We start from the raw sequence: 11,594 nt of genomic DNA, 5'->3' as shown, positions 1-11,594 counted from the left end.
CAGCGTGGCCAGAAGCAGCTAGCAGTGAAAATAGCGCAACTCCAAGGTCGCTTAGTAGGAGATAGGGAGGCGGTGCGTTTTGGCCAAACTAATCTAGGGCGTTTAATTGCTAGCGCTCACCGCGAACGGGTTAACGCCGATTTTGCGGTGATGAATTCCGGTGGGCTTCGAGCCTCAATTGAGGAAGGGGATATCAGCTACAAAGACGTACTCACGGTGCAACCTTTCTCCAATACCCTTACCTATGTGGACATGAGCGGGGGAGAGCTGCTTGACTACCTGAATGTGGTCGCTCACATGCCGGTTGATACTGGCGCTTATGCACAGTTCTCTGGAATTAGTTTTTCTCTTAGTAAAGGGCGAATTAGTGAGCTGAAGATAGCTGGCCAAGCGCTAGATGAAACTAGGGTCTACCGTTTTACTGTTCCCAGTTTTAATGCCGCCGGTGGCGATGGCTATCCTAAACTCACCGAGCATAGCGCTTTTGTTGATACGGGGTTTGTCGACGCCGAAGTTCTAAAAGACTATTTACAGCAACATAGCCCAATAAATGCCGCCGACTACCAAGATTCTGGAGAGATTTCTTACGATTAAATCATTGGTATCGGTAGACTTAAGCAGAGATCTTATTTATTGACTTAATAAACTAAAGGTGACTTTAATAATACCTTCTCTAGTTTCAATTGACGTGTTACTGCTGATGCTTCCCCTCTATTTAGGGGGATAAACAGGTGTAATTAGCCTTTGGTTATGCATGCACCGCGTGAGTTGTCGATATTAATTGCCTAAAAAAGGAATAGCGCACAGCCTATGGTGGATTGAGCAGGGCTTAGATTTGATGTGACTGTATTTGTGAAAGGGAGAGTGGCTGTTCAAAAGGAATCTGGCTTTATTGGTAAGCGAGCCTAGGTGGTTTTGTAAATAAACTAAAAATGCACAGTGGCATGGTGTTGTAATTATTTTAATGGGGTGAGTATGTCGGCTTTATATCATGACTATCAAGTGTATGTCAGTGAGCACGAGTTGGAAGATTTTTCAAAGATTAAGCGTTTAATATGGTTGTGCATAAGAACGACTTTTTTAATTGTTGTTTTTTATCGTTTGTCAAATAGCAGAAATAGATTAGTAAAGTACTTATCTATACCTATATATAAAATAATTAGAATTGTATCAGGTGTGCAAATTCCTAGAGCTACAGTTATTGGCAAAGGGCTATTCTTGCCACATTTTGGCGTGATTGTATTGAATAAAAAAGCTCAATATGGCGATTATTTAACTATTTATCATGGTGTTACTGTTGGGGCTAAAGGCGGTGGCAGTAACGACGCCAAATGCCCGGTAATTGGTAGCCATGTACGTTTATCAACAGGTTCCATTATCCTAGGTGATGTACTTATAGGTGATAACGTAATAGTTGGTGCGGGCTCGGTTGTGGTTAAAAGTATTCCCGCAAATACTGTCGTAGTTGGTAATCCCGCCAAACCTATAGGAGAAATTGCCGGGTAGGCAATTGTATAACTGTTCTGCTAAGCGCAACTTAATGGCTCAAAGTGCGTAAAAGCGAAGTTATTGGAATAGGTACGTACACGCCATAAGATGCGTGTACGTTGAGGGACAACTAGGTTAACAACGTAACCATTGGGATGTTTACTTGCTACAGTTTAGCTATTATCTACTACTTGGTGGGTCACTTCGTTGCCGTTGCGTTTGCCCTCACTAAAAGCTTGAGCGTTGCTGAGGGTGGTGTCGGCAATGCTGCACAGGGCTTCTTCCGTTAAAAAGGCTTGATGGCCGGTAAAAATTACGTTGTGGCAGGCGGATAAACGACGGAATACGTCATCTTGAATCACTTCAGACGAGAGATCTTCAAAAAACAGCTCTTTTTCATGTTCGTACACATCTAGAGCTAGGCCGCCAAGGGTGCCATCTTTAAGGGCTTCAATACAGGCGCTAGAATCGACCAATTTGCCACGGCTGGTATTAATCAGTAGCGTGCCTTTGTTCATTTGAGCAAAGGCCGACTTGCCAATCAAATAGGTGTTTTCAGCGGTGAGCGGGCAGTGCAGGGTAATGATTTTTGATTGTGCGAGTAGCTCAGGCAGGCTCACATATTCTACCCCTAAGTCGATTGCCGCTTGGTTAGGGTAAGGGTCGTAGGCAATGACTTTACAGCCAAAACCTTTAAGAATACGCGCGGTGGCCAAGCCGATTTTACCGGTACCCACCACCCCAGCGGTTTTACCAAAAATGTTGATTCCGGTTAGGCCTTCTAAAGAGAAGTTAGCGTCGCGGGTGCGTTGGTAGGCTTTATGAATGCGACGGTTTAGCGTCATCATAAGGGCAATGGCGTGTTCGGCAACAGACTCTGGCGAATAAGCCGGCACTCGTGATACGGTAATGCCTAAGCGTTCGGCGGCACTAAGGTCTACGTTGTTAAAGCCGGCACAGCGTAGTAATACTAGCTTGATATCTTGTTGGTGCAGCGCCTCTAGAGTGTCGGCAGAGAGATCATCGTTAACAAAGGCACAAACCGCATCGGCATCGTGGGCGAGACGTACCGTTTTTGCCGATAGGGCGGTATCAAAGTATTCTATGTCAAAGGTGGAAGCAGCATTTTGAGCATCAAAGTGCTCACGGTCATAGCGCTTGGCGCTGAAAAAACTGATCTTCATAATTTGCTCCTACAACAATTAGCTAGTTATAGCTTGTTTTGTAATTTTATTACATAATAGCCTTGTTAAGTCATAAAATCGACAGGTAATCATGAGAAAGTTTCACAAATCACTATTGCTGGAAATTCCTTCAGGTCTTTTGATTATTTACGCAGCCTTGTGGCTTGGGAAATTGTTAAGCAAAGCCAGTGGTGAACTGCTTCCAGCCAGTATTATGGGGATGCTGCTGTTAACAGCGGCCTTGCAATTACGTTGGATCAGGCTGACTTGGGTAGAGCGAACGGCGAACCAGTTTGTACGCTGGATGTCCTTACTATTTGTACCCATTAGTATTGGTTTAGTGGAAAATATTGAAACTTTATTACAGGCTTTGCCGGCGATGTTGCTCACCTGTGGCTTGGCCACGTTGATATTGTTGGTGGCTGTGGGACGCTTTTATCAGTATTGGGAGCGACGGGTTCAACTTAAGGACGATGCCGAGCAGCATCAGGGAGGGGCGCAATAATGAACTTCTTTTATCTTCCTCTTACCATTGGACTATTTGTTGCTGCGCGTGCTTTGCAGCAGCGTTTGGCTATTTCTTGGTTAAACCCCGTGTTAATTACCTTGGTGATTCTCGTCGCAGCTTTGCTCAGTTTGGATATTTCCTTCAGTGATTACAACCAATATAGCGGCTGGTTAACCCAACTATTAGAGCCCGCAGTGGTGGCCTTAGGGGTACCTTTGTATAAGCAACTCAATGATATTAAACGTGAATTACCGCAAATTATGGTGATTATTTTGTTGTCTGCATTGATTGCGATTATTAGCACTGTTGTGGTTGCTTTGGCGGTTGGCGCAAGCTCAACCATTGCTGCCTCCTTAGCGCCAAAATCGGTGACTACGCCGATCGCGGTATTGATCAGTGACCAAGTGTCGGGTGAAGCGGCCTTAACCGCTATCGCTGTACTGTTTACCGGTTTAGTTGGCGCGGTGATCGGTAGCCCTGTGTTGAAGCTATGTGGGGTGCACTCCTCCAAGGCGCAGGGCATTGCCATGGGTACTGCTTGTCACGCCTTAGGTACCGCTAGAATTGCCGAAGAAGGCCACCAGCAGGGCGCCTATGGAGCTTTGGCCTTGGTATTAAGCGCTACCTTCAGCGCCATGCTTTGTCCGATTTTAGTACCGCTGCTGGCTTAAGCCTTATTTTTGCCACGCTTAATGGTGAGCTCGCCGTCTAGGTGAAGATCACGTTGTGGGAAGGCGATAACAATGTCGTTTTCGGCAAATAATTCATCGATGCGGTAGCGAATTTCGCTGCTCACCTGGCGAATTTGCCCTTCCATATTGGCTTCCATCCAAAAGTAGGCGACAAAGGCTAGTGCGTTGTCGCCAAAGTCGTTAAAAATCACCACTGGAGAGGGGCTGTTTAATACTGCGTCTTGTTCACTCACCGCTTGCTCAATCAATGTTGCTACTTTGCGGCAGGGTGAGCCATACGCCACGCCAACGCTAACGGTAGTACGCGCCTTATTGTCGATTAGGGTCCAATTGATCACGGTGTTTTCTAACAACTTGCTATTGGGGATCAGCAAGTGTACGCCGTCGGTACGGCGAATGCGGGTGGAGCGGGTATTGATCGCCTCTACGTTGCCTTTGACGCCATCGACTTCCAAAAAATCGCCGATTTTTATCGGGCGCTCCCACATTAAGATCCAACCACTAATGAAGTTATTGATAATGTTTTGCGCGCCAAAACCTACGCCAATAGCCACCGCACCGGATAAGAAGGCAAAGGCGGTGATGGGGATGTTGATCAGCTCTAAGGTCATCACCAGCATGACCACTATGCCTAAGATGTAGGTGATTCGACTGACTAAATGCACCACATCGGGAGTGAGCCCTTTACTGGTCATGCGTTTAACAATGACTTTGATCAGGGTTTTAAGCGCTAAGTAGCTGATCAGTAGAATCAAGGGGAGCAGTAGAATATCGCCCACAGTAACGGCTTTCTCTTGGATGGAAAATACCGGGGTGGCGAGCAATTCAAAAATTTTATCAAAACTCATTACCGTTCCTTGTTATGTCGGCGTCGTTTTTTATTGCTTATAGTTTACTATTGGCGAGAAAAAATAGCGTAGTTTTGTTGTTGGTCTTGCGAGGGGTGAGTGAAAAGCAAGGGAAGGGCGTGTGCCACTTCCCTTAGTAGCGTTTTATACCGCGCCCTTGGCTATCAGTAAGTCACCGTGTAGTGCAACAAACTTGTCGTAAAGTTGCTCTTCGGTTTCTACATGGGCGGGGTCAACTGAAATGCAATCAATGGGGCATACATCTATGCAAGTAGGGCGGTCGTAGTGGCCCTTACATTCGGTGCAGCGAGCGGGGTCGATCACCGTAATCACGCCATCATAAGAGATGGCCTGATTGGGGCATTCGGGCTCGCACATGTCACAGTTGATGCACTTCTTGCTTATCAGTAAAGCCATTACTTAAGCCTTTACTTCACTAGCTTGATGAGGGTTACGGGTATTCTGACCAGAGCTAAGATTACGCATTAATAAGGCGTGGTCTAGCTCAACATTCTCTGGCACTGGCAGATATACCGTATGGCCACTGCCTTTGGCATCATCAATTAGCTCACCTTTTTTGTTTTCGAGGTGTTCTAGCTTAAAGTTCAAGTTGCCCTGTGGGGTCATTAACTCTAGGGTGTCGCCCAAGACAAATTTGTTTTTCACGGTGACTTCAGCAAGGCCTGCGGCGTTACGCCCCGCCACTTCACCAACAAACTGTTGCGTATCACTGACCGAATAACCATAGTCATAGTTTTGGTACTCGTCGTGCGTATGACGACGCAAGAAACCTTCGGTATAACCGCGGTGAGCCAGATTTTCCAAAGTACTCATTAGGTTAGGGTTAAAAGGCTTGCCTGCAACCGCATCATTAATCGCCTGACGGTATACCTGAGCGGTACGCGCACAGTAGTAGAACGATTTAGTGCGGCCTTCAATTTTAAGCGAATGTACACCCATTTTGGTAAGGCGCTCTACGTGTTGGATTGCCCGTAGGTCTTTTGAGTTCATGATGTAGGTGCCGTGCTCATCTTCAAAAGCAGGCATGTATTCGTTAGGACGACCTTGCTCTTGGAGTAAGAACACTTGGTCGCTAGGTGCGCCAGCGCCTAGAGTGGGCTCTACAATTTGTGGTTGAGCAGCAATAATGTCACCCACTTCGTTTTCTTTGGCCTCGTGGGCGTTGTATTTCCAACGGCAAGAGTTAGTGCAAGTTCCTTGGTTGGGATCGCGTTTGTTAATGTAGCCAGATAGCAAACAACGGCCTGAGTAAGCCATGCATAGTGCGCCATGCACAAATACTTCGAGTTCCATTTCTGGCACTTGCATGCGAATTTCTTCGATCTCATCCAGCGATAGCTCACGGGATAAAATCACTCGGTCTACCCCTTGTTGCTGCCAAAACTTAACGGTGGCCCAGTTAATCGCGTTAGCTTGTACTGATAGGTGAATACTCTGCTCAGGAAAAGCTTCGCGAACCATCATAATCATTCCCGGATCGGACATGATTAAAGCATCGGGTTTCATTGCAATCACTGGCTCAATATCGCGCAGGTAAGTTTTTAGCTTGGCGTTATGGGGCGCAATATTGCTTACCACGTAGAGTTTTTTGTCTTGAGCATGGGCTTCATTAATCGCCAGTTCAAGGTTCTCGTGGTTAAATTCGTTATTACGTACGCGTAAAGAATAACGGGGTTGGCCCGCATAAACCGCATCTGCGCCATAGGCAAAAGCGTAACGCATGTTCTTTAGGGTGCCAGCGGGTGACAGTAGTTCAGGTGTAAACATCAAAGCTCCGGGTCTTAGTCGAATCATTGAGAGAGGCTGCAAGCAGCACATAAGGGCGCGCATTGTACGCCGAGCAGACTAGGCTTGCAATGCTTTGCTTAAAATTTCACCAGCCACAGAGGCCGCTGGTAAATAGCCTCTTGGCGTGGTGAATAGTGGTACGCAGAACGACGTGTTTAATTGCTTATTTCGCCACCTAGCGCGGCGATAAGGTCGGGGATCATCTTGCTGAGTTCACCACTCGCGAGCGCGAAGTCGGCGTCAAAGCGTGCGGCCACATCACTTTTATCGATGTCTTCGTTTTGCTCGGTGATAGTATCAGTGAACTTCACCCCCTTAATGCTCATGTCTTCACTGATCACAAAGCGAATAGAGTCGGCCCAGGTAAGTTCTAATTTGGTAACGAATTTGTCGTTTTGTAAGTGCACTTTGATTTCGTCGCTGAACAAGTCTTGCTCTTTACAACGAATAATACCACCGCCTTCTAACGCGCTGCGCAGTTCGGCTTCTTCACCTAGTTCAAATTGAGCTGGAATGGCTTGTTCATTCAGCCAGTCGGTCATGGTGACATCGGCTTGATTCGCTAGTTTAATTGGGCTGACTGGCAAGCTACCTAGCGATTTACGCAGCAGTGAAATCACTTCTTCGGCTTTTTTCGCGCTGCCAGCATCAACTGCAATTAAATTGTGTTCGGGGCTTAGCCAGGCGTAGGTTAAGCTGCTACGAGAAAAGGCACGAGGTAGCAGATTCATTACGATTTCTTCTTTTAATGCATCTTTCTCGGCTTTTTTCAGCGGGCGTTGTTGTTCCTGCTCAAGCTGCTCAATTTTTTCTTGTAAAGAATCGCGGATCACCGAGGCTGGCAGCATTTTTTCTTCTTTTTTAGCACATAGTAGATATTCATTACCCACCACATGCACCATGCTGTGGCCAAACTTACCCATTGGCGCGACCCAGCCAAACTTGCTGAGATCTTGGCTTCCGCAGGGGCTAAAGCTTAACTCGCTCAAGGTTGCGTCTAGCTTTTCCGGCTCAAGATCAAGCTCCTTGGTAATTCGAAACAACATTAAATTTTTAAACCACATAACGGAATAGCTCTTTGATAAATTAGCGGGCGGCTATTCTAACAAAACTGATTGACATGTCAGGCAGCAATTATGCTTTTTTTGACATGCCGAAGCCGCGTAGATCCTACTGACGATTTATATTTTTGTAAGATTAATTAAGGCTTGGTTAAATATTGCTCTTAATACTTTTGTTAATGCTTGTGATCTTGGTCTTGCTTCAGCCGGTGAAATTGGATCTATTTCACATCTGATTTTTGACTGGCTAACCATAATGAAAGTTCTTTAGCACCAGTGGATGGCAGATGTATTGAATTCTTACACCAACGCTTTGGGCTTAACCCTACGCAAAGCTAAACCCTGCGACTATGACGATATTAGTGAAATATGGTTCGCAGCCAGTTTGCGTGCTCATGACTTTCTGCCTAGTCGATATTGGTGGGAACGGCAAGAGGCACTACAACGCTTATATCAAGACAAAGCGGAAGTGTGGGTGGCGGAAGTTGACCAGCAAGTGTGTGGTTTTCTGGCTTTGGTGGAGCATAAGCTAATTGCCTTGTTTGTTGCACCATCTTGGCAAAACAAAGGCATTGGTTCGCAGCTATTGGAATTAGCTAAAAGCTTGCGACCTCGTTTGGAGTTGCATCTATTTGCCGATAATACCTCGGCGCTGAGCTTTTATTTACGTCACCGCTTTGAAATATTGTGGAAACGCCCAGAGCGTTATACTGGATATCCTTTGGTACACATGGGCTTTAATCCTTACCCAGTATTAGTTGAATGAAAAAGCCGACGCTCTCGCGCCGGCATCAGTCTTATTTACCGTAAAGATTTTCAAAACAGTAGTTGGTGGCTTCAACAAAGCCTTCCACACTGCCGCAATCGAAACGTTTACCTTTAAATTTATAGGCCATCACACAACCATTTTGCGCTTGTGTGAGCAGTGCATCGGTTAGCTGAATTTCACCGTTCTTACCCGGTTTGGTATCGCGGATCAGGCCAAATATATCGGGAGTGAGAATGTAACGACCAATCACCGCTAGGTTAGATGGTTCTTCACCTTGTGGTGGTTTTTCTACCATAGAGGTGACACGGAATAGGTCATCGCGTAAGGCTTCACCTTCAATGATGCCATACTTGTGGGCTTCTTCTTTAGGCACTTCCATCACGGCAATAATTGAACAGCGGAATTGCTGATACAGTTTGGCCATTTGAGCTAAGACGCCGCCATCATCCCCAAAACAGAGGTCGTCGGCGAGCACCACCCCAAAAGGCTCCTGACCAATCAAGGTTTCACCACACAATACTGCGTGGCCTAAGCCCATCATTTTCTTTTGCCGCGTATAAGTACAGTTAACGTTATCTACAAGATGGCGAATTTCTTTAAGGTAGGCTTCCTTGCTGGTACCGGCAATTTCATTTTCTAGCTCGTAACTAATATCGAAGTGATCGGCAATCGCCCTTTTACCGCGGCCGGTGATAAAGGCCATATCTGTCATTTTAGCCGCCACCGCTTCTTCTACGCCATATTGCACTAGAGGCTTGTTAACAATGGGAAGCATTTCTTTAGGCATGGATTTAGTAGCGGGAAGGAAGCGGGTGCCATAGCCAGCAACGGGAAACAAACATTTCTTTATCATGGTCATTGGAACTCCTTTTCAGCATCGACTCGAGGTCTTGCTTGATTAAATGTCTACTCTTTACCCAGCAAAAGCGGTGCCGTTAGCCACCTTAAATTATGTAAATTATTGTTAAATATATAATTTATTGTTTTGCTTAAGATTGCTGTTGTGTGGTTTATAGTCGAAATTGCACTGTGTTGGTGCAATTTCGACTTATGCATCATAATGCTGCTTTAAAAATGCACATTATTTAGCTCAGTTTAACGTTAAGACGGTAGTTGTCATCATCCTTGACTAAGGTATTGATTTTTATTTTAGTAAAAACAGTGTCTTATCTTGATGTTGCTCTAAAGCTTAGTTGCCTTTTAGGGGTTGGCACAGTAATTGGTTTATTTATAGCGTTAATCACCAACGAGGGCCCTGTATGGATCAACTAGAACTGTTGTTACAAGAAATCTACGGTGAAAGCTTAGATGAGAATTTACCAGCTTTGCTACAACAAAAAGTAGCGGAGGCTCAGCACGGGTTTCCCCGTTATCAAAGTTGGTCTGAGAAAGACGTTATTTTAATCTCTTATGGTGACAGTGTACTGAGTGAAGACTTAAGTCCGCTACAAAGTTTGCACCAGTTTTTGGGGGAGTACCTTAGCGGATTAGTGAGTGCGGTGCACATTCTACCGTTTTTTCCTTTTAGTTCAGACGATGGCTTTTCGGTTATCGATTATTACCAAGTTAACTATAAATTGGGTGATTGGGACGATATTAAGACGCTTAATCAAGATTTTGAATTGATGTTTGATTTGGTGATGAACCACTGTTCGCGGCAGAGTCTATGGTTTAATGACTTTGTTAACGGCACTGGAGAAGGCCAAGACTATTTTATTGAATCTGATCCTAAGCTTGATTACAGCGCGGTGACACGGCCCCGCACCAGTCCTTTAATCGTTGATGTTTACACTCGTCAAGGTTTAAAACATGTGTGGGCCACCTTTAGCGATGACCAAATTGATTTGGATTTTGCTAATCCCAAGGTGTTGACCGCCTTTGTCGATATTTTCATTTTTTATTTAAAACAAGGGGCGCGTTTTGTTCGTTTAGATGCGGTGGCCTTTGTTTGGAAGGTATTGGGGAGTAACTGTATTCATTTACCGCAAACCCATGCAATTGTTAAATTACTCCGCTGGGTGATGGAGCAATTAGATCCGAATATGGTGTTGATTACCGAAACCAACGTACCTCACCAAGAAAATGTGAGTTATTTTGGGCAAGGTGACGAAGCTCACATGGTGTATCAATTCGCCTTACCCCCTCTTTTATTACATGCTTTAAACCGGGGTAATGGACACTATTTAACGGCTTGGGCGCGTGATTTGGTGGCGCTGCCTAAAGGCTGTAATTATTTTAACTTTGTGGCTTCGCATGATGGCATTGGGGTGAGGGCGGTAGAGCAAATTATTCCCAAGCATGAAATCATGGATTTAGCTGAATCGGTGCACAATTTTGGCGGTTTTGTCAGCATGAAATCAAATGGTGACGGTACGCAAAATCCTTATGAGTTAAACATTTCTTTGTTTGATGCTCTGCAAGGGACGCGAACGGGCTCTGACCAATGGCAGGTTGAACGTTTCTTGTGTAGCCAAAAATTGCTATTGAGTTTACAGGGGATCCCCGGCATTTATATTCACAGTTTAACGGCCACTGCCAACGACCAAGCCTTAGTGGAGCAAACTGGGCGAACCCGCTCAATCAACCGTCATCGCTGGCAGCGAAGTGAGTTTGAAAAGCTGTTGTCTCAAGAGCACAGTGCTCAGGCACAGGTGTTTCAGCGGTATCGTGCGCTGCTGGCCTTGCGTAAAAGTATTAGTGCCTTTCATCCTGAATCGGCGCAGCGAGTGTATGATTGCGGCGATGCGCTGTTTGTATTGCAGCGCGGTGATGCGCCGACAGGCAAGCAACAGGCAGAATATCAATCATTATTGGCGGTGTTTAATTTAACCAAACACCCCCAATCTATCGACCATCATGTTCAGCTTCCACAAGCTTATCAGCAGCAATGTAAGGACTTACTTAGTGATGAAACTGTGCTGTTGCAAGAATATAAGTTGAAGCCCTATCAGGTATTGTGGTTGGTGTCCGAGCCTGAAGCGTCCAAGTAGCCAGCACAGAGTGCCGCTTATTGATAGCGTAAGCAAAGTTCAGCAAATCGCTAGCAAGCAGGATGAACTCGCATCACGGGGTAGGCTCGTTCAGCCTAGACGGAGTCAGATGTTTGTTTCGTTGACTGAAAGTCTAGACGTTATGATAACGACAGTGAGTCTGGAAATTTCCGCTTGCCTCAAGACTCACCAATGCTTACTAGTAAGGTGACTCAGCGGTTTGAGCTTAAATTTAAGATGATTGC

At 45.5% G+C, this 11,594-nt stretch carries 12 protein-coding genes; 6 read left to right on the top strand and 6 right to left on the bottom strand.

The genetic code is table 11. From position 1 onward, the window contains the following. Both ACQY6Q_RS18250 and ACQY6Q_RS18245 read left to right on the top strand, forming a co-directional pair. Positions 1-594, top strand: a 594-nt coding sequence (locus ACQY6Q_RS18250; protein ID WP_427983624.1) for a 5'-nucleotidase C-terminal domain-containing protein, incomplete at its 5' end; no start/stop codon positions are given. Between the two features lie 381 nt (positions 595-975). Beyond that, positions 976-1,506 carry a serine O-acetyltransferase gene (locus tag ACQY6Q_RS18245; RefSeq protein WP_427983623.1) on the top strand — a complete coding sequence of 177 codons (531 nt, stop codon included), beginning with the start codon at positions 976-978 and terminating at the stop codon, positions 1,504-1,506. A gap of 155 nt (positions 1,507-1,661) precedes the next feature. Here ACQY6Q_RS18245 and ACQY6Q_RS18240 read toward each other — a convergent pair whose 3' ends face one another. Beyond that, complete coding sequence (locus ACQY6Q_RS18240) at positions 1,662-2,672, bottom strand: 2-hydroxyacid dehydrogenase (RefSeq protein ID WP_427983622.1); 1,011 nt, start codon at positions 2,670-2,672, stop codon at positions 1,662-1,664. A 91-nt stretch (positions 2,673-2,763) separates the two neighbouring features. On the opposite strand from ACQY6Q_RS18240, the gene ACQY6Q_RS18235 reads away from it, so the two are divergent. Together ACQY6Q_RS18235 and ACQY6Q_RS18230 are read left to right on the top strand one after the other, a co-directional pair. Then, complete coding sequence (locus tag ACQY6Q_RS18235; RefSeq protein ID WP_427983620.1) at positions 2,764-3,177, top strand: CidA/LrgA family protein; 414 nt, start codon at positions 2,764-2,766, stop codon at positions 3,175-3,177. Further along, a complete protein-coding gene (locus ACQY6Q_RS18230; RefSeq protein WP_427983618.1) occupies positions 3,177-3,851 on the top strand; it encodes an LrgB family protein in 675 nt (224 codons plus the stop codon). The genes ACQY6Q_RS18235 and ACQY6Q_RS18230 overlap by 1 nt, the downstream gene beginning before the upstream one ends. On the opposite strand, the gene ACQY6Q_RS18225 is transcribed toward ACQY6Q_RS18230, so the two are convergent. The 4 genes from ACQY6Q_RS18225 to rdgC all read right to left on the bottom strand — a co-directional run bounded on the left by ACQY6Q_RS18225 (position 3,848) and on the right by rdgC (position 7,593). Continuing rightward, the gene (locus ACQY6Q_RS18225; RefSeq protein WP_427983617.1) at positions 3,848-4,720 is read right to left on the bottom strand and encodes a mechanosensitive ion channel family protein; all 873 of its coding nucleotides are present in this window, start codon (positions 4,718-4,720) and stop codon (positions 3,848-3,850) included. The two genes, ACQY6Q_RS18230 and ACQY6Q_RS18225, sit on opposite strands and share 4 nt — an antisense overlap. A gap of 144 nt (positions 4,721-4,864) precedes the next feature. Continuing rightward, positions 4,865-5,137, bottom strand: a complete 273-nt coding sequence (locus ACQY6Q_RS18220) for a YfhL family 4Fe-4S dicluster ferredoxin (RefSeq protein WP_055732255.1) — start codon at positions 5,135-5,137, stop codon at positions 4,865-4,867. Between the two features lie 3 nt (positions 5,138-5,140). Continuing rightward, the gene (gene yegQ / locus ACQY6Q_RS18215) at positions 5,141-6,508 is read right to left on the bottom strand and encodes a tRNA 5-hydroxyuridine modification protein YegQ (RefSeq protein ID WP_427983615.1); all 1,368 of its coding nucleotides are present in this window, start codon (positions 6,506-6,508) and stop codon (positions 5,141-5,143) included. Positions 6,509-6,684: 176 nt separating this feature from the next. Beyond that, a complete protein-coding gene (gene rdgC / locus ACQY6Q_RS18210) occupies positions 6,685-7,593 on the bottom strand; it encodes a recombination-associated protein RdgC (RefSeq protein WP_427983614.1) in 909 nt (302 codons plus the stop codon). Between the two features lie 277 nt (positions 7,594-7,870). Between rdgC and ACQY6Q_RS18205 the strand changes: the two genes are divergently transcribed. Then, positions 7,871-8,356 carry a GNAT family N-acetyltransferase gene (locus ACQY6Q_RS18205; protein ID WP_427983612.1) on the top strand — a complete coding sequence of 162 codons (486 nt, stop codon included), beginning with the start codon at positions 7,871-7,873 and terminating at the stop codon, positions 8,354-8,356. A 31-nt stretch (positions 8,357-8,387) separates the two neighbouring features. Here ACQY6Q_RS18205 and galU read toward each other — a convergent pair whose 3' ends face one another. Further along, on the bottom strand, positions 8,388-9,212 hold the full coding sequence (gene galU, locus ACQY6Q_RS18200) for a UTP--glucose-1-phosphate uridylyltransferase GalU (protein ID WP_427983625.1): 825 nt from the start codon (positions 9,210-9,212) through the stop codon (positions 8,388-8,390). A 406-nt stretch (positions 9,213-9,618) separates the two neighbouring features. Between galU and ACQY6Q_RS18195 the strand changes: the two genes are divergently transcribed. After that, a complete protein-coding gene (locus tag ACQY6Q_RS18195) occupies positions 9,619-11,349 on the top strand; it encodes a sugar phosphorylase (protein ID WP_427983611.1) in 1,731 nt (576 codons plus the stop codon). Positions 11,350-11,594: the final 245 nt, after the last annotated feature.

The organism is Agarivorans sp., assembly GCF_050295395.1.
Classification (GTDB): domain Bacteria; phylum Pseudomonadota; class Gammaproteobacteria; order Enterobacterales; family Celerinatantimonadaceae; genus Agarivorans.
This window is presented reverse-complemented; position numbering and strand designations above follow the sequence as displayed.